The following is a 17,455-nucleotide window of genomic DNA, read 5'->3' on the forward strand; positions in this document are numbered from 1 at the left end:
CGAGGGCCGAAGATGAACGTTGAGCTGATCCAGCACTTTCTGTTGTGGAGCCTGGGCATCAACTACGCGGTATTGCTGACCTGGTTCGCCGTGTTTCGCGGCGCCCACGACTGGCTGTACCGCCTGCATGGCCGCTGGTTCCGGCTCTCGACGGAAAGCTTCGACGCCCTGCACTACGGCGGCATGGCGATCTACAAGATCGGCGTACTGCTGTTCAATCTGACCCCGCTGCTGGCGTTGTGCCTGGCCCGCTGAGGCGCTCGATTGTCAGCTTGCATTCGGGGAGCGCCGCCCTCTCCCATAAATGGGAGAGGGTACTGAGCGGTGTGTGTTCAAACACCGAGCCTGAGCAAAACGTCACCCCTCGCCCATGTATGGGAGAGGGGCCGGGGGAGAGGGAGCGCGGCGATCAGCGCTTACAGAGTGTTAGGCGGGAGACTGCATGATCACCGTCGAAGCCGGCATTGGCGCCGGGAAGCCGGCTTCGGCGAGGGCGTCCTTGAGGATCCGGTTGGTGTCGAAATACACCTGCCAATAGTGATCGTTGTGGCAATACGGGCGCACCGCCAACACCGGACCAACCAGGTTGAACTCGAGGATTTCCACGTCCACCGACGGCTCGGCCAGCACGTTAGGCACCGCGGCAATCCGCTCCTTGAGCAGGACGATCGCCGCCTTATAGTCCGCCGCCCCGGACAGCTGGGTGTGCAGATCGACGCGGCGGAATGGGTTGTGGGTGAAGTTCTGGATGTTGTCGGAGAATATCTTGTTGTTGCCCACCAGGGTCAGCACGTTGTCCGGCGTGTTGATCGCGGTGACGAACAGGCCGATTTCAGTGACCGTACCGGTGACGCCGCCAGCGCAGATGAAATCGCCGACCTTGAACGGCCGCAGCACGATGATGAACGCACCGGCCGCCAGGTTGGCCAGCAGCCCCGACCAGGCCATACCGATGGCCAGACCGACCGCGGCGATCAACGCGGCGAAGGTGGTGGTCTGCACGCCGAGGTAACCGAGGATGCCGATCACCAGAATGATGTTCAGGGTCACGGTGATCACCGAGCCGACATAGCGCAGCACGGTGGGGTCGACCTTCTGACGGCCGAGGGATTTCTGCACCATGCCGACCGCGAAACCGATCAGCCAGCGGCCGATGACCCAGAAGGCCACGGCGGTGAGGACTTTCACGACGAACGCGGCGCCGTACTGCTGCGCCATCGCCAGCAGGGCGTTGAACTTCTCGGTACCGACGTTAACGATGGTTGTTTCATCCATGATGTGGCTCGCTTAATGAGGGATCGACCTCAACACGCTAGCACGGCCCACCCAGCCCGCCAGCGCGGCGCGCACACGCGCCTGAAACTATCGGTCTAGAGCGCGATTTCGACCAGTGGCAGGACCGTCACGCGGACATCCGGATCATGGCTGCCGCCGCCGAGAATCACCCCGCGTAGCGGCGACACATCGGAAAAGTCGCGGCCCCAGGCCAAGGTGATGTGTTCCAGATCGGGCAGCACATTGTTGGTCGGATCGAAGTCCACCCAGCCATGCCGCGGGCAATACACCGACACCCAGGCGTGCGAGGCGTCGGCGCCGGTCAGTCGCGGCTGGCCGGGCGGCGGCTGGGTCAGCAGATAGCCACTCACGTAACGCGCGGCGAGGCCGTGCGAGCGCAGACAGGCGAGCATCAGGTGGGCGAAATCCTGGCAGACGCCGCGCCGCCGCTCGAGCACTTCGGTGAGCGGCGTGGCGACGTGGGTCGCCTCGGCATCGAAGGCGAATTCGCCGTAGATCTTCGCCATCAGCGCCGCCACCGCCTCCAGCAGGGGTCGGCCGGGCGCAAAGCAGCCGGTCGAAAACGTACTGAACTGACGCTTGATGCGCACGTACGGCGACTCGACGCGATAGCGGCACAGCTCCAGCCGCTCGGCGCTGAATGGCTCGCCGCTGAAGCGCAGACTGGCCGCCACCGCGTCCCAGGCCGGCGAGTTGGCGAGCACGCTGGGCGCATGGGCGAGCACTTCGACATGCAGACGCGCGCTGACCCGCAACTCGTCGTGCGGGCGCTCGAACGCAAGGCGGGTCAGCGGGTTGCCGAACACGTCCAGGCCATCGCTGCGCTGCGTCGGGCTTGGGGTGATCTCCAGACTCTGTGCCAGGCGTCGCTGCCAGACGCAGTCGCGGGGCCACAGATGGGCGAGTTGATGGGCCAGCGACACCGGCGCGGCATAGCGGTAGTGGGTGTCATGAAACACCTCGTAACGCACGGCGGTCGCAGGCGCGGGCGGGCGCATCAGGCGGACACCGTTTGCTGGCTGATATCGTCGACATGGGCAAAGTAGCGCAGGCCCAGGCGGTCGGACAGCTGGCCGACCGTCGCGGCGACTTCCTCGAGCAAACCGGCCAGGCCGGCGAGCACTTCGTCGATGCTCGCGGCGCCGAATAGTGGGTTTTCCAACGCACCGAGATCGAAGTCCAGCAGGCGGCCGATCAGGCCGCTGAGCTGCAGCTCCGGCGGCGCGCCGGAATCTTTGTGCAGACGCCCTAGCGAGCGCTCCAACGCCTGCAACTGAAAGCACAACGCGTGCGGATTCTGGTCGTGCAGCAGCAACAGATCGAGCACCGGAATCAGCTGCGGCGCGGCCAAGTAGCGCGAGCGATAGGTGATGGTGCTGTTGCCCAGTTCCAGCAGCCATTCCAGGCTGCCGGCATGCCAGGCAGAGCCGCCGCGCAGGAAGCCGGCGAGGCTGTCAGCAAAGAACCGCACGCGCTCGATACGCCGACCAATCATCAGAAAGCGCCAGCCCTCATCGCGGGTCATGTCGTCCAACGCGAAGCCGGACAGCGCCGCCAGCGACATCAACAGGCGGCCGAGAAAATCCAGCGCTTCGCCGAGATCGGTGCGCGCCGGGTCGAGCTGCTGGGCGTCGCGCTGCAACTCCAGCACCGCATGCCAATTCTCCCGCGACAAGCGCCCGCGCACTTGCGCCGCCGCCCAGTGCAGCCGGCGCAGGTTGGCGCGCAGGCTGAACGGCCAATCGTCACTGAGCAGCGCGGCGAGCAGCCGTCCATCCAGCGGCGCGTCGTTTTCGGGCAGCAAGCCGAGGCGGTCGCCGAGCTGCAAGGCCGAGCGCAGCGCACGTTCGTCGCCATCGGCATCCACGTAGCGCGACAGCACCACGCGCAACAGCCGCGCGCCATCGTCGCAGCGCTCGCAATAGCGGCCGAACCAGAACAGGTTTTCCACCACCCGCGAGGGCAGATACGGGTCCTGGCGAATCAGGTCGGCCACGCCGAGGTTGCGCGGGCGCAGCGGCTCGCCATGCACCGCGCGCTCGGCGAGCACCCAGGTGTCCTTGCTCGCCCCGCCACGCTGCATCGACACTACAGTGGCCTCGGCCTCGGCTGCCACCCGCGTCAGCCCGCCGGGCATCACCCAGTAACCGCCGTCGGCGGTGGCCACGGCGAACACGCGCATACCGATGGCGCGCGCGTGCAATTCGCCACCCTGCGCGCTGGGCTGCCAGATCGGCGCTTGCGAGAGCTGCGCCAGGGCTTGCGACACGTAGGCTTGCGGACGCTCCTGCAGGCGTTTGGCGAGCGCCGCCAAGCCCGCGGCATCCTGCGCAGGACCGAACTGCGGCTCGAAACTCTGCGACAGAAACGCCGGCTTGATCACCCGGTGCGGCAAGTCCTCGAGGGTCGCGGCCAGCGCACCCGGCGCGCCGCACCAGCTGGTATCCAGCGACGGCAGCAGCAGTGGCTCGCCGAACAAATGCTCGTTGATGCGCGGCAGAAAGCCGAGCAGACCGGGCGATTCGAGTACCCCGCTGCCCAGCGCATTGGCCACCAGCACGCGGCCGCGGCGCACCACGGCGAGCAAGCCAGCCACGCCGAGGGCCGAGTCGGTGCGCAGCTCCAAGGGATCGCAGAAGTCGTCGTCGAGGCGGCGCAGCACCGCATGCACGCGCTGCAGACCACCGAGGGTCTTGAGGTACAGGGTGTCGTCGCGCACCGTCAGGTCGTGGCCTTCGACCAGCGGAAAGCCGAGCTGGCGGGCCAGGTACAAGTGTTCGAAATAGGTTTCGTTGAAGCGCCCCGGGGTCAGCAGCACCACCAGCGGTGTCTCGCCGTCGCTCGGCGCCTGGCGGATCAGGGTTTCCTGCAGGGTGCGGAAGTAGCCGGCCAGGTACTGCACGCGCAGGTCGCGGTACAGCTCGGGAAAGGCCCGCGAGACTATCTGCCGGTTCTCCAGCGCGTAGCCGGCACCGGACGGCGCCTGGGTGCGATCGGCGAGCACCTGCCAACGGCCATCGACGCCACGCACCAGATCCACCGCGTAGCTGTGCAGGAACACGCCGCCGGGCGGTGCCACGCCTTGGCAGGGCCAGAGGAAATTGGTGTGGCCGTAGATCAGCTCGCTGGGCAGCAGGCCGGCGCCGAGCAGGCGTTGTTCGCCGTAGATGTCGGCCAGCACGCGGTTGAGCAGCTGCGCACGCTGCGCCACGCCGGCGGCGATCGGCTGCCATTCCTCGGCGGACAGCACATTGGGCAGCAAATCCAGCTGCCACGGCCGGTCGCTGCCCTTAGGGTCGGCATAGACGTTGTAGGTCACGCCGTTTTCCTGGATCTGCCGCGCCAACAACGCCTGGCGCTGGCGCAACTGCGCGGCGCTGCTGCGTTTCAGCTGCTCATACAGGCGTTGCCAATGCGGTCGCACCTGACCGTCGCGGGACAGCAACTCGTGGTAGGCGGCGCGGTGCAGCGGGTAATTGGCTAGCAGGTCGGACATCGGTTACTCGGCAGTCGGATGGCAGCGGTATCTCTGGTTATTGGCAGTTTTTTCCTCCCCTCTCCCGTTTACGGGGGGACGCCTAGTCGAGAGGGGCCGGGGGAGAGGGTAAGGCGGCAGCCACTGCCCTCTCCCCAGCCCTCTCCCACCAGTGGGAGAGGGAGCAGTCCGTGTGTGGCTCTGATTTCGTGCTTTACGCGGATTGAGCTGCGCCTCCGGCAGCACCGCACGCTACCCGCGACGCAAATCCAGGGTCATCGGCAACTCAGCATTGCCGATCGCCGCCACCTGCGCCAGCGGTCCCGGGCTATGGCCGATTCGGAAGAAGCGCGCCAGCCGCCGGCTCTCCGCCTCGTAGGCATTCACCGGCAGGGTTTCGTAGTTGCGCCCACCCGGATGGGCGACGTGGTACTGACAGCCGCCCAGCGAGCGCTGCATCCAGGTATCGAGCAGGTCGAAGGTCAGCGGCGCATGCACGCCAATCGTCGGCTGCAAACAATTGGCCGGCTGCCAAGCGCGATAACGTACACCGGCGACGAACTCGCCGACCTTGCCGGTCGGCTGCAGCGGCACCGGCCGGCCATTGCAGGTCAGTTGATAGCGATCCGGCGCCAGGCCGTTGAGGCGCACTTCGAGGCGCTCCAGCGAAGCGTCGACATAGCGCACGGTGCCGCCGGCGCTGCCTTCCTCGCCGAGCACATGCCAAGGCTCCAGCGCCTGACGCAATTCGAGGGCGATGCCCTTGACCTGGTAGTCGCCGATTTTCGGAAAGCGGAACTCGAAATGCGGCGCGAACCAGTCGCCGCGCAGCGAATAACCGGCGGCCTGCAATTCTTCCAGCACATCGGCAAAATCCTGCTCGACGAAATGCGGCAGGAGGAAGCGGTCATGCAGTTCGGTGCCCCAGCGCACCAGCTTGGCCGGCGCATAGGGCTGCTTCCAGAAGCGCGCCACCAGCGCGCGCAGCAATAACTGCTGAGCCAGGCTCATCTGCGCATGCGGCGGCATTTCGAAGGCGCGCAGTTCGAGTAGGCCGAGGCGCCCGCTGGCGGAATCCGGCGAGTACAGTTTGTCGATGCAGAACTCGGCGCGGTGGGTGTTGCCGGTGATGTCCACCAGCAGGTTGCGTAGCAGGCGGTCGACCAGCCAGGGCGGGCATTCGCGGCCCGGCTCGGGCATTTGTGCGAAGGCGACTTCCAGCTCGTACAACGCATCGTTACGCGCCTCGTCGACGCGTGGCGCCTGCGAGGTCGGGCCGATGAACAACCCGGAAAACAGGTAGGACAGCGACGGGTGGTTGTGCCAGTAGCTGATCAGGCTGCGCAGCAGATCGGGCCGCCGCAGGAACGGCGAGTCGCCCGGCGTGGCGCCGCCGAGGACAAAATGGTTGCCGCCGCCGGTACCGGTGTGGCGGCCGTCGAGCATGAATTTTTCATTGGCCAGGCGGGTCAGCCGCGCCGCCGCATAGAGGAACTCGGTGCGCTCGACCAACTCGCCCCAAGTGGTCGAAGGCTGGATATTGACCTCGATGACGCCGGGGTCCGGGGTTACCCGGAAGTTGCGCAGGCGCGGATCGCTCGGCGGCTCGTAGCCTTCCAGGAGCACCGGGCAGCGCAGTTCGGCGGCGGTCGCCTCGATGGCGGCGACCAGCGCCAAATAATCCTCCAGCTCGGCCAGCGGCGGCATGAACAGATACAGGCGGCCATCGCGCGGTTCGGCGCACAGCGCGGTGCGCACGACGTTGGCCGCCGACTCGAAGGGTTTGGGCGCGGCCGGCGGCGCCACCGCGTCGCGCGCCCGCGAGGGAAATAGCGGGGTGCGCAGATGGCGCTCGAGCTGCTGGCGCGCCGGCAAACTGGGGAAGTTCTGGTTCGGATCCGGCGCCTGCACGTAGGGATAGTCGGCAGCGCTGACCCACGGCTGCGAGTCCAGCGGCAGGCGATAGCCAAGCGGCGAATCGCCAGGAATCAGCCGGCAGTGCTCGTCGCGCAAGAACCACTGGCCGCTCTGCCAGTGCCGGCCATCGTCGCTGCGCTTGAGCGGCAGGATGTGCCCGACCACTTCGCCGAGGCCGCGGCAGAACACCTTGCGCAACCGCTCGCGCTCCAGCGGATCGGCGAGTCGCGGATCGTCCGGGCTGACATTGGCCGGCAGGCGGCGCTCGCGCCACAGGTAATACAACCAGTCCTCGTAGGCGGGAAAGACCGGCTCGCCGTCGAGGCCCAGGTGCCCGGCCAGGGTGCTGAGAAAGCGTCCAGCGAGGCGCGCGTCGGCGCCATAGTAGCGGCTTTCGTCGGCATACAGCGCCGGATCGTGCCAGATCGGTTCGCCGTCCTGGCGCCAGAAACAGTTCAGCGACCAGCGCGGCAATTGCTCGCCGGGATACCACTTGCCTTGGCCAAAATGCATCAGGGCGTGCAGCGCATAGTGCGCGCGCAGGCGATGGAACAGTTCACCGGCCAGTTGGCGCTTGTTCGGCCCCAGCGCGTCGGTGTGCCACTCCGGATCATCGGGGTGATCGATGGACACGAAGGTCGGTTCGCCGCCCATGGTCAGGCGCACGTCGCCCTTCTCCAGTTCGGCGTCGATGCGCTCGCCGAGGTCGACGATGGCCTGCCACTGCTCCTCGCTATACGGCTTGGTGACGCGCGGCGCCTCCCAGATCCGCTCGACGCGCATCTCGTGGACGAACGCGCACTCGCTCTGCTCCACCGCGCCGCTGATCGGTGCCGCCGACGACGGTTCCGGACTGCAGGCCAGCGGAATATGGCCTTCGCCGGCGAACAGCCCGCTGGTGGGGTCGAGGCCGATCCAGCCAGCGCCGGGCAAGTACACCTCGCACCAGGCGTGCAGGTCGGTGAAGTCCACGTCGGTGCCGGATGGGCCGTCGAGGGCTTTCACGTCGGCGCTGAGCTGGATCAGATAGCCGGAGACGAAGCGCGCGGCCAATCCCAGATGGCGAAACAGCTGGACCAGCAACCAGGCCGAATCGCGGCATGATCCCGAGGCTTTGACCAGGGTTTCCTCGGGCGTCTGCACGCCGGGTTCGAGACGGATCAGGTAACCGATATCGGCCGCCAAGCGCTGGTTGATGGCGACCAAAAAATCCACGCTGGGGGTCGGCGTCAGATCGATTTTTTCCAGGTATTCGGCGAACACCGGTTTGGCCGGACGCTTGACCAGATATGGGGCCAACTCGAAGCGTTCGCTGGCGGTGTAGCTGAAGGGAATTTTTTCGGCGTAGGGTTCGAGGAAGAAATCAAACGGGTTGAACACCGCCATCTCGGCGACCAGATCGACCTCAATCTTCAGTTCGCGGGTTTTCTCGGGGAACACCAGGCGCGCCAGGTAGTTGCCCTGCGGGTCCTGCTGCCAGTTGATGAAATGCTCGGCGGGCGACACGTTCAGCGTGTAGGAGAGAATCCGCGTACGGCTGTGCGGGGCCGGCCGTAGGCGCACGACCTGCGGCCCGAGGGTCACTGCCCGGTCATAGCGGTAGTGACTGACATGGTGCAGCGCAACATGAATGGACACAGCAAGCCTCCTGCGAGCCAGAGCGAGAACCATAGCCGCGCAAGACTTATGCCAGCACCTGGTGCAGCCGCTCCGGGCTTACGTCGCAGCAGGCGGGCACTGGAACGGGGCTAGCGCCGCTCAAGTGGGCCGGCGCTGCACGAAAATGGTTCGCAAGGACAGGGTATGGGCAGGCGCAACGCTAGGTTGCCCGGCTGTAGCGGGTGAGATCCGCGGCGGGTTGCACCCGCCCTACTTCGTTTCACGCAAAATTTTGGAAAAGGAGCCTACTTCACTGCTTGCAATAGCTGGTGAGGAGCACTGATCGCTTGGGCTGCCCACCCTGTAGGAGCGAATTCATTCGCGATCAGGCTGTCGGTGGTCGCGAATGAATTCGCTCCTACAACATGCTGCTCAGCAGGTACATAGGGCGGGTGAAACCCGCGGCGGGTTGCCCCGCCCTTCTTAGCAGCCGCCGTCCAAGCTGCTGATCCAGCGCACCAGCAGCTCCACGCCCTCGCGGTGCGCGACCGAGCGGCCGAGCTCCGGCATCATCACGCTGGGGTCGGTGCTTTCCACCCGGTAGATCAGCACCGAGGCGTCCGGTTGACCGGGATGAATATCCACCAGCCGATCACCCGAACCCTTGCCCGCCGCCACTGGCTGTTTGCACAGACCACTGGCGATGCTGGTCGGGGTGCCCGGATCGAGCATCAAGCCCGAGGTGCGCGCCGGCCCCTTGGGGTTATGGCAGTGCGCGCAATTGGCGTCCAGATAGCTGCGCGCCTGCTGCTCGAGGGTCTCCCCGGCACGCGGATGGTCCCACTGGGCATTCTGCGGTACCCCAGCCAGCCCGGCCGGCAGGCCGACCAGAAAGCCGCGCTGCTGCCAGCGCTGCAGCTGGTTGGCGACGCCATCGGCATAGGCGAAATCCTTGTTCAGATGGCGCGCCTTGGGCCCCAGCGGGTTGATGCCCTGACCATGCCGCTCTTCGTGGCAACCGGCGCACTGGTTGGCATCCGGCACCTGATAATCCACCGCCAAAGTCGCGCCGTGAGCGTCGCGCAGGGTCAAATCCTGGCTGGCACCAGCCCACTCCAGAGTCGCCTCACGCTGCTCGGCGTCCCACACATAGGGCAAGGCGACCCAGCCGTCTTTCTGTTTCAGCAGGATGCGCGTCTCGATCAACTGCACGTGCTTGAGTTCGAGGCCCTGCTGCGGATCACGGTCGTCAGTGGCGCTTTGCAGCGTCCGGCCCTGGTCATTCTTGGGGTAGTAGAAGGTCTTGCTCAGCACCGTGCCGACTGGGAAGTCGAAATGCTCCTCGCCGTAGGCCGCCGCCTGGCCGTCGGGTATCCACAGGGTGCGCAGCTTGTGCGCGTAGTCGGTGAACAGCGCGGTGTTGAGGTCATACGGCAGCACTGCGGCGGCCGGCTTCAGGTGGCCGCCACTCTGCTCCAGCACGTGCCAGTCGCTGAGCTTCTCCGGATACTGCTCACCCTCCGGCAGGTACAACGGCGCCGCCTGCTTGCCACATCCGGCGAGCAGCAGCGCCAACCCGAGTCCCAGCAGTCGACTCATGCGCCCTGCCCTTCCTCGGCCGAGGCCAGTTGCACGGCGGGCAGTTTCGGCAGGTTGCAGCGATGGCTGCTGATATCGGTGCTGATGTTCTTGTAGCCATTCGCCGCGTCGACGTTGAGCACCCCTGCTTCGCCGTTGTCGATGCAGATCGCCAGATCCGCCGGCATCTTGCCGTCGACCAGCTTCTGCGGATTGACGTAGCCGTCCCAGAGAATGTCCGGCAGACGTCCGGACAGGCCGTATTTGGCCAGCTTCAGGGCCTTCAGCTCGAGATTGTCCGGGCTGTCGCCACCCGGACCGAAGCGGTTGGCGTAGATGTAGATGCTTTCCGGATAGGGGTCGAAGTTCTCCTGGGTGGAGAGGTTGGTGTAGCCGGTACTGAAGTAACTGCTGACGATCAGGTTGGCGGTTTTGTGCTCGCCGATGTCGTTGTCGAAGATTTCCACCTGGTCGTTGGAGTTGATCACCACGCCGGAGCCGGCTGGCACGCTGGCCACCGGGGTGCCCTTGTGGCCGAAGTTGTCGTGATTGTTGCCCTGTATCTGGTTCTTGTAGACCCGCGTGCCATGCCCCGGCTGCTGCAGGTTGGGCATGTTGAACACCAGGATGCCGCCGGTGTTGCCGGTGGCGACGTTGCCGTAGACGTCGGCGCCGATGGTGTTCTCGATCTCGATGCCGGCGACGTTGCGCTCGGCGCGGCTGTTGCGCACCACCACGTTGCGCGACTGGCCGACATAGATGCCGGCGTCCGACGCGCCGATCGCCACCGCGCCCTCGATCAGGGTGTTCTCGGTCTGCACCGGGTAGATGCCGTAGGCGCCATTCTCGGTGGCCGGGCCGTTGGTCCACTCGGTGCGCACGTTGCGAATCACGATGTTCTTGCCGCCGACCACTTTCAGCGCATCGCCCTTGGTGTCTTCCAAGGCCAGGCCCTCGATGGTGAAGTCCGAGGCGGACACCAGCAGGCCTTCGGCGCCGCTCTTCTGGCCCTTGAAGTTGAGGATGGTCTTGTCCATCCCGGCGCCCTTGATGGTCACGCCGTTGGCCTTGAGGCTCAGACTGCGATCCAGCTGGTAGGTGCCGGCCGGAATCTCGATTACCTCACCAGCCTTGGCCTTGATCAGCTTGGTCTGCAGCTCTTTCTGGAAGTCGACATGCGTGGTGGCAGGCGGCGGCGCCTGCTGGTCTTCACCGCAGGCAGCGAGCAATACGGACAGGGCAATCAGGGTCAGGGCGGCAGTACGCATGACGGGGCTCCAGCTTTATCGTTATGATTTTGGCACTATAGTTCCAAAATACCTCAAAGCCAAGCCCTGCGCGGGATGCGGATCAACGTAGCCCGGATGAAATCCGGGGAAACAGGCAGCCCCAGTCCCGGTTTACATCCGGGCTACCGACTGCGGCACCGCCGTCTGCCGGCCAATCACTTGCTGCCCGCCTCGCCGATCGTTGGGTATCGCTGCGCTCAACGCCAACCTACAAAAAACGCCAGCTCAGGCTGGCGTTTTTATCGTGCGTCACAGGATGACCGATCAGCGTGGCACTACCGGCTTCTTGCCGCCCTTCTTACCCTTGCCTTGGCTCTTACCCGCTTCGGCACGCGCCTTGGCGTCTTCCTTGTTCTTGGCGAACGCAGCGGCCTTGGCTTGCTCACGCTTGTCCCACGGGTTGCCACCATCACTGGCGCGCGGCGGCAGCCCGGTATGCTGGGTAAGGATCTTGGTGCTGGTGTCCTTGGCCACTTTATGGCTACCGGCCGGTGTCGAGTTCTTCCGCCGCGCGCTCTGGTAGCTGTCGGTCGACGGCTGGTGCAGCGGGATCAACTGGTGCTTGCCCGGACCGATCAGGTCGGCACGGCCCATGCGGGTCAGCGCCTCGCGCAACATCGGCCAGCCTTTCGGATCGTGGTAGCGCAGGAAAGCCTTGTGCAGGCGACGCTGCGCCTCGCTCTTGACGATCTGCACGCCATCGCTCTTGTAGGTCACCTTGCGCAGCGGGTTCTTGCCCGAGTGGTACATGGCAGTCGCAGTGGCCATCGGCGACGGATAGAACGCCTGTACCTGGTCGGCGCGGAAGCCGTTGCCCTTCAGCCACAGGGCGAGGTTCATCATGTCCTCGTCGCTAGTGCCCGGATGCGCGGCGATGAAGTAGGGGATCAGATACTGCTCTTTGCCCGCCTCTTTCGAGTACTTCTCGAACATCCGCTTGAACTTGTCATAGCTGCCAATGCCCGGCTTCATCATCTGATTGAGCGGACCTTCCTCGGTGTGTTCCGGGGCGATCTTCAGGTAACCACCAACGTGGTGGGTGACCAGCTCTTTGACGTATTCCGGCGACTCGACCGCGAGGTCGTAACGCAGGCCGGAAGCGATCAGAATCTTCTTCACCCCTGGCAGCGCCCGGGCGCTGCGATACAGCTGGATCAACGACGAGTGGTCGGTATTCAGGTTCGGGCAGATGCCGGGGAACACGCACGATGGCTTGCGGCAGGCGGATTCGATTTCCGGACTTTTGCAGGCGATGCGGTACATGTTCGCGGTCGGCCCACCGAGGTCGGAGATCACTCCGGTGAAGCCCGGCACCTTGTCGCGGATCTCTTCGATTTCGCGAATGATCGACTCTTCCGAGCGGTTCTGGATGATCCGGCCTTCGTGCTCGGTGATCGAGCAGAAGGTGCAGCCGCCGAAGCAACCACGCATGATGTTCACCGAGAAACGAATCATGTCGTAGGCGGGGATCTTGTCCTTGCCATAGGCCGGGTGCGGAATGCGCTGATACGGCATGCCGAATACGTAGTCCATCTCGTCGGTGGTCATCGGGATGGGTGGCGGGTTGAACCACACGTCCACTTCACCGTGTTTCTGTACCAGCGCGCGGGCGTTGCCCGGGTTGGTTTCCAGGTGCAGCACGCGGTTGGCATGAGCGTACAGAACGGCGTCGTTACGCACCTTTTCCATGGACGGCAGACGGATCACGGTTTTGTCGCGGGTCATCCGTGGGCTGGCCAGGATCTGCACCACCTTGGCTTCGCTCGGGTCTTCGACCGGCCCTTTTTCCTGCTCGATGGCGCAAGCCTGGGTGTCCTGGGTATTCACATACGGGTTGATGATCTTGTCGATCTTGCCCGGACGGTCGATACGGGTGGAGTCGACTTCGTACCAGCCTTGCGGCGTATCACGGCGAATGAACGCGGTGCCGCGCACGTCGGTGATGTCTTCGATCTTGTGGCCGTAGGACAGGCGCTGGGCGACTTCGACAATCGCCCGCTCGGCATTGCCATACAGCAGGATGTCGGCGCTGGCATCGATCAGGATCGAGTTGCGTACGCGGTCTTGCCAGTAGTCGTAATGCGCGATGCGGCGCAGCGATGCCTCGATGCCGCCGAGTACGATCGGCACGTGCTTGTAGGCCTCCTTGCAGCGCTGGCTGTACACCAGGCTCGCGCGATCCGGACGTTTGCCGGCCATGCCACCGGGGGTGTAGGCGTCGTCCGAGCGGACTTTCTTGTCGGCGGTGTAACGATTGATCATCGAGTCCATGTTGCCGGCGGCGACGCCGAAGAACAGGTTTGGCTCGCCGAGCTTCATGAAGTCGTTTTTCGACTGCCAGTTCGGCTGGGCGATGATGCCGACGCGAAAGCCCTGAGCTTCGAGCAGACGACCGATGATTGCCATACCGAACGAGGGGTGATCCACATAGGCATCGCCGGTGACGATGATGATGTCGCAGGAATCCCAACCGAGCTGATCCATCTCTTCCCGGCTCATCGGCAGGAAAGGCGCCGGCCCGAAACATTCGGCCCAGTATTTGGGATAGTCGAACAACGGCTTGGCGGCTTGCATGGCGAGGACCGATAGATGGCTGGGCTAAAAAGCGGGCGCGGAATATAGCACAAATTTTAACCAAATCCGACTGCCGGACTTGGTCGTTTGGGTTGCTACGATGCCGCGCAACGGCATGGATGGGCGGGTTCGGCGGGTTATTCGTCGTCGAACTGATAGCTACCCGGCGCCAGGTTCTCGAAGCGCGAGTACTTGCCGAGGAAGGCCAGGCGGGTGGTACCGATCGGCCCGTTACGCTGCTTGCCGATGATGATTTCGGCCACGCCCTTGAGCTCGGTCTCGGGGTGATACACCTCGTCGCGGTACACGAACATGATGATGTCGGCGTCCTGCTCGATGGCTCCGGATTCCCGCAAGTCGGAGTTGATCGGGCGCTTGTTCGGCCGCTGCTCAAGCGAGCGGTTGAGCTGCGACAGGGCGATAACCGGGCAATTGAACTCTTTGGCCAGCGCCTTAAGCGAGCGGGAAATCTCGGAAATCTCGTTAACCCGGCTGTCGCTGCTGGAGCCGGGGATCTGCATCAGCTGCAGGTAGTCGACCATGATCAGGCCGATCTCACCGTGCTCGCGAGCCAGACGGCGGCTACGTGCACGCATCTCCGACGGACTGATGCCGGCGGTGTCGTCAATGAACAACTTGCGGTCGTTGAGCAGGTTGACCGCCGAGGTCAGGCGTGGCCAGTCATCGTCGTCCAGCCGCCCAGCGCGCACTTTGGTCTGATCGATGCGACCCAGCGAGGCGAGCATACGAATCACGATGGATTCGGAGGGCATCTCCAGGGAAAACACCAGAATTGCCTTGTCGCTGCGCATCAGGGCGTTTTCTACCAGGTTCATCGCGAAGGTGGTCTTACCCATCGACGGACGACCGGCGACGATCACCAGGTCGGCCGGTTGCAGGCCGCTGGTTTGCGCATCCAGATCGTCAAACCCGGTAGACAGGCCGGTGATCGCATCGCCGTTGTTGAACAGGCTGTCGATGCGGTCAATGGCCTTGACCAGGATGTCGTTGATGCCCACCGGGCCGCCGGTTTTCGGCCGCGCTTCGGCGATCTGGAAGATCATCCGCTCGGCTTCGTCGAGGATTTCCGAGCCGGTCCGGCCCTGCGGCGCGTAGGCGCTGTCGGCAATTTCCGAGCTGATGCCGATCAGCTGACGCAGGGTCGCGCGCTCGCGAATGATCTGCGCATAGGCTTTGATGTTGGCAACCGACGGGGTGTTCTTGGCCAGCTCACCAAGGTAGGCGAGACCGCCGACCTGGCTCAGCTGACCCTCCTTGTCCAGTTGCTCGGACAGGGTCACCACGTCGAAGGGGTGATTGCGTTCGGCCAGTTTGAAGATGGCACGGAAAATCAGCCGATGGTCGTGGCGATAGAAATCGCCATCGGAAACCTGATCGAGTACGCGCTCCCAGGCATTGTTGTCGAGCATCAGGCCACCCAGAACCGCCTGTTCGGCCTCGATCGAATGCGGCGGCACTTTGAGAGCCGTAGTTTGCAGATCGTATTGTTCAGGCAGGCTGATATCGTTCATGAGGCTCGACAAAAAAACAGGATTTCAGAAAGACAAAGGGCACGACCCGCCGAGGCGGAGCCGTGCCCGATGTTAACCGCCCAGACCCGAAGGTGCTAGGCGATCGATGTTGCTTAAGCGGCTACCACGACAACGCGAACGGTCGCTTCAACGTCGGTGTGCAGGTGCACAGCGATGTCGAATTCGCCCACGTTACGGATGGTGCCGTTCGGCAGACGAACTTCGCTTTTCGATACTTCGACGCCAGAGGCGGTCAGCGCATCAGCGATGTCGTGAGTACCGATCGAACCGAACAGCTTGCCTTCATCGCCCGCGGTAGCGGTGATGGTGACTTCCAGCTCAGCCAGTTGCGCAGCGCGCGTCTCAGCAGATGCTTTCTTGTCGGCAGCGGCTTTTTCCAGCTCGGCACGGCGCGCTTCAAACGTTGCGATGTTCGCAGCGGTAGCAGCGGTAGCTTTGCCTTGCGGCAGCAGGTAGTTGCGGCCGTAACCGGACTTGACGTTCACCTTGTCGCCCAGGTTGCCCAGGTTGGCGATTTTTTCCAGCAGGATAATTTCCATTTGGTCTTACCTCTTAAACTTTTAACCTTCACCGTTCGCAGGACCGGCGCCGTTCTTGCGCGCCTGGCGTCCGCGAAAATCAATCAGACTGTCGACAATGGCTAACACCACCAGTAACGGATAAATCAGCTGCATAAACAGCAGCAGGGTCACATACAGCCCGACCAGCCAGAAACGGCCCAGTCGCCCGTCCGCCACCAACCCATGCATCAGGGCCAGTCCGGCGAACCCCAGCGGTACGCTGCACAGCGGCGTCAGCATGGCTGCCTGCATCCCCAGATTGGGACCGAGCAGCATGCCGGCCAGCAACAACATCGCTAGAGCCGGCGGCAGCTTCACGGCGCGAAACTCACGACCGAAACCACCCGGGTTGTACAACGTCGCCTGCCAGAACCGCCCAAGCATCAGGCAGAGCAGGCTGACAACTTGCAGCAGAGCTGCCAGCAATCCAGTCAGTACAGGCGCTAACAAGGCATCTAGACGGGCCCGCTCATCCACCGACAACTGTTGGTGGAGCTCACCGAGCGCCTGCGGCATGAGTTTCTGCAACTCCGTCACCACCGCATCGATGAGTTCGCGAAACACCGAACCCAATACCAAGCCATACACCAGGCCAACAACCACACTAGCGAGCAAAACCCTGGCCCAGGAATGGCCGGCGCGCAGGAGCAGCGCCAACCCGAGCGAACCGAACAGCATCATCAAGACGCGCGGATCACCGAAGTACCACCAGCCAACAGCCGGCAGCAAAGCCCAAACCAGGATGCTCAACGCATCGTTGAGACCGCGCCGCAGTAGCACTAGGCATCCAGCGGCAGCACTTAACCAGAACAGCAGCGGCAATGCCGCAGAACCCACCACTACGAGAGTGGCTTGCATGCGGCCGCGCATGATGAACTCAGCCAAGGCACGCATGCGATTTAATCCTTACTGCTAGTCGACATCCGGTCTCAGCGGCCGTGGCTGTCGGTGTAGGGCAGCAGGGCCAGGAAACGGGCGCGCTTGATCGCGGTGCCCAGCTGACGCTGATAACGAGCCTTGGTACCGGTGATACGGCTAGGAACGATTTTGCCGGTTTCCGAGATGTAGGCCTTCAGAGTGTTGAGATCTTTGTAATCGATCTCCTTCACGTCTTCAGCGGTGAAACGGCAGAATTTACGACGACGGAAAAAACGTGCCATGAGAGTGGCTCCTCAATAGATCCGTGGATTACTCGTCAGCGTTATCGCTGTCGCTGTTGTCACTGTCATCGCCATCGACGGAGTCAGCGCTTTCAGGACGATCACGACGCTCGCGGCGCTCGCTACGGTTTTCCTCAGCCTTAAGCATCTCGGACTGGCCAGTTACGGCTTCGTCGCGACGGATGACCAGGTTACGGAGCACGGCATCGTTGTAACGGAAGTTGTCTTCCAACTCAGCCAGGGCTTTGCCGGTGCACTCAACGTTCAGCATCACGTAGTGAGCCTTGTGAACATTGTTGATTGCATAGGCCAGTTGACGACGGCCCCAATCTTCCAGGCGGTGAATCTTGCCGCCGTCTTCTTCGATCAGCTTGGTGTAACGCTCAACCATGCCGCCGACTTGCTCGCTCTGGTCCGGGTGAACCAGAAAGATGATTTCGTAATGACGCATAAA

At 63.7% G+C, this 17,455-nt stretch carries 13 protein-coding genes; 1 reads left to right on the forward strand and 12 read right to left on the reverse strand.

Annotation, left to right across the window (positions count from 1 at the left end; translation table 11 throughout):
- The first annotated feature begins 12 nt into the window (after positions 1 to 12).
- Positions 13 to 255, forward strand: coding sequence for a DUF6868 family protein (locus NVV93_RS18485; RefSeq protein WP_258252123.1), 243 nt, complete (start codon positions 13 to 15; stop codon positions 253 to 255).
- Between the two features lie 171 nt (positions 256 to 426).
- Here NVV93_RS18485 and NVV93_RS18490 read toward each other — a convergent pair whose 3' ends face one another.
- The 12 genes from NVV93_RS18490 to rpsF all read right to left on the reverse strand — a co-directional run bounded on the left by NVV93_RS18490 (position 427) and on the right by rpsF (position 17,452).
- On the reverse strand, positions 427 to 1,275 hold the full coding sequence (locus NVV93_RS18490; RefSeq protein ID WP_258252124.1) for a mechanosensitive ion channel family protein: 849 nt from the start codon (positions 1,273 to 1,275) through the stop codon (positions 427 to 429).
- Positions 1,276 to 1,370: 95 nt separating this feature from the next.
- The gene (locus tag NVV93_RS18495) at positions 1,371 to 2,294 is read right to left on the reverse strand and encodes a transglutaminase family protein (protein WP_258252125.1); all 924 of its coding nucleotides are present in this window, start codon (positions 2,292 to 2,294) and stop codon (positions 1,371 to 1,373) included.
- A complete protein-coding gene (locus NVV93_RS18500) occupies positions 2,294 to 4,792 on the reverse strand; it encodes a circularly permuted type 2 ATP-grasp protein (RefSeq protein ID WP_258252126.1) in 2,499 nt (832 codons plus the stop codon). The genes NVV93_RS18495 and NVV93_RS18500 overlap by 1 nt, the downstream gene beginning before the upstream one ends.
- 231 nt (positions 4,793 to 5,023) lie before the next feature.
- The gene (locus NVV93_RS18505) at positions 5,024 to 8,326 is read right to left on the reverse strand and encodes a DUF2126 domain-containing protein (protein WP_258252127.1); all 3,303 of its coding nucleotides are present in this window, start codon (positions 8,324 to 8,326) and stop codon (positions 5,024 to 5,026) included.
- Between the two features lie 444 nt (positions 8,327 to 8,770).
- Positions 8,771 to 9,886, reverse strand: a complete 1,116-nt coding sequence (locus tag NVV93_RS18510) for an SO2930 family diheme c-type cytochrome (RefSeq protein WP_258252128.1) — start codon at positions 9,884 to 9,886, stop codon at positions 8,771 to 8,773.
- Positions 9,883 to 11,133: a parallel beta-helix domain-containing protein gene (locus NVV93_RS18515; RefSeq protein ID WP_258252129.1), complete on the reverse strand. Its 1,251-nt coding sequence runs from the start codon at positions 11,131 to 11,133 to the stop codon at positions 9,883 to 9,885. The genes NVV93_RS18510 and NVV93_RS18515 overlap by 4 nt, the downstream gene beginning before the upstream one ends.
- A 285-nt stretch (positions 11,134 to 11,418) precedes the next feature.
- Positions 11,419 to 13,728 (reverse strand): YgiQ family radical SAM protein, encoded by a 2,310-nt coding sequence (locus NVV93_RS18520; RefSeq protein ID WP_258252130.1) that lies wholly within the window; start codon positions 13,726 to 13,728, stop codon positions 11,419 to 11,421.
- Between the two features lie 137 nt (positions 13,729 to 13,865).
- The gene (dnaB, locus tag NVV93_RS18525; protein WP_258252131.1) at positions 13,866 to 15,260 is read right to left on the reverse strand and encodes a replicative DNA helicase; all 1,395 of its coding nucleotides are present in this window, start codon (positions 15,258 to 15,260) and stop codon (positions 13,866 to 13,868) included.
- Positions 15,261 to 15,373: 113 nt separating this feature from the next.
- On the reverse strand, positions 15,374 to 15,820 hold the full coding sequence (gene rplI / locus NVV93_RS18530) for a 50S ribosomal protein L9 (protein ID WP_258252132.1): 447 nt from the start codon (positions 15,818 to 15,820) through the stop codon (positions 15,374 to 15,376).
- 21 nt (positions 15,821 to 15,841) lie between these two features.
- Positions 15,842 to 16,735: a hypothetical protein gene (locus NVV93_RS18535; protein WP_258252133.1), complete on the reverse strand. Its 894-nt coding sequence runs from the start codon at positions 16,733 to 16,735 to the stop codon at positions 15,842 to 15,844.
- Positions 16,736 to 16,770: 35 nt separating this feature from the next.
- The gene (rpsR, locus tag NVV93_RS18540; RefSeq protein WP_119891859.1) at positions 16,771 to 17,001 is read right to left on the reverse strand and encodes a 30S ribosomal protein S18; all 231 of its coding nucleotides are present in this window, start codon (positions 16,999 to 17,001) and stop codon (positions 16,771 to 16,773) included.
- A 28-nt stretch (positions 17,002 to 17,029) separates the two neighbouring features.
- A complete protein-coding gene (gene rpsF / locus NVV93_RS18545; protein WP_258252134.1) occupies positions 17,030 to 17,452 on the reverse strand; it encodes a 30S ribosomal protein S6 in 423 nt (140 codons plus the stop codon).
- Between the last annotated feature and the right edge of the window lie 3 nt (positions 17,453 to 17,455).

Source organism: Pseudomonas sp. LS44 (assembly GCF_024730785.1).
Classification (GTDB): Bacteria; Pseudomonadota; Gammaproteobacteria; order Pseudomonadales; family Pseudomonadaceae; genus Aquipseudomonas.

What these genes read in the sequence shown, in the direction of transcription:
- dnaB (WP_258252131.1), bottom strand. Translation starts at nt 15,260, where the DNA reads ATGAACGATATCAGCCTGCCTGAACAATACGATCTGCAAACTACGGCT.
- NVV93_RS18520 (WP_258252130.1), bottom strand. Translation starts at nt 13,728, where the DNA reads ATGCAAGCCGCCAAGCCGTTGTTCGACTATCCCAAATACTGGGCCGAA.
- rpsR (WP_119891859.1), bottom strand. Translation starts at nt 17,001, where the DNA reads ATGGCACGTTTTTTCCGTCGTCGTAAATTCTGCCGTTTCACCGCTGAA.
- NVV93_RS18500 (WP_258252126.1), bottom strand. Translation starts at nt 4,792, where the DNA reads ATGTCCGACCTGCTAGCCAATTACCCGCTGCACCGCGCCGCCTACCAC.
- NVV93_RS18510 (WP_258252128.1), bottom strand. Translation starts at nt 9,886, where the DNA reads ATGAGTCGACTGCTGGGACTCGGGTTGGCGCTGCTGCTCGCCGGATGT.
- NVV93_RS18485 (WP_258252123.1), top strand. Translation starts at nt 13, where the DNA reads ATGAACGTTGAGCTGATCCAGCACTTTCTGTTGTGGAGCCTGGGCATC.
- NVV93_RS18535 (WP_258252133.1), bottom strand. Translation starts at nt 16,735, where the DNA reads ATGCGTGCCTTGGCTGAGTTCATCATGCGCGGCCGCATGCAAGCCACT.
- NVV93_RS18490 (WP_258252124.1), bottom strand. Translation starts at nt 1,275, where the DNA reads ATGGATGAAACAACCATCGTTAACGTCGGTACCGAGAAGTTCAACGCC.
- NVV93_RS18515 (WP_258252129.1), bottom strand. Translation starts at nt 11,133, where the DNA reads ATGCGTACTGCCGCCCTGACCCTGATTGCCCTGTCCGTATTGCTCGCT.
- rplI (WP_258252132.1), bottom strand. Translation starts at nt 15,820, where the DNA reads ATGGAAATTATCCTGCTGGAAAAAATCGCCAACCTGGGCAACCTGGGC.
- NVV93_RS18495 (WP_258252125.1), bottom strand. Translation starts at nt 2,294, where the DNA reads ATGCGCCCGCCCGCGCCTGCGACCGCCGTGCGTTACGAGGTGTTTCAT.
- rpsF (WP_258252134.1), bottom strand. Translation starts at nt 17,452, where the DNA reads ATGCGTCATTACGAAATCATCTTTCTGGTTCACCCGGACCAGAGCGAG.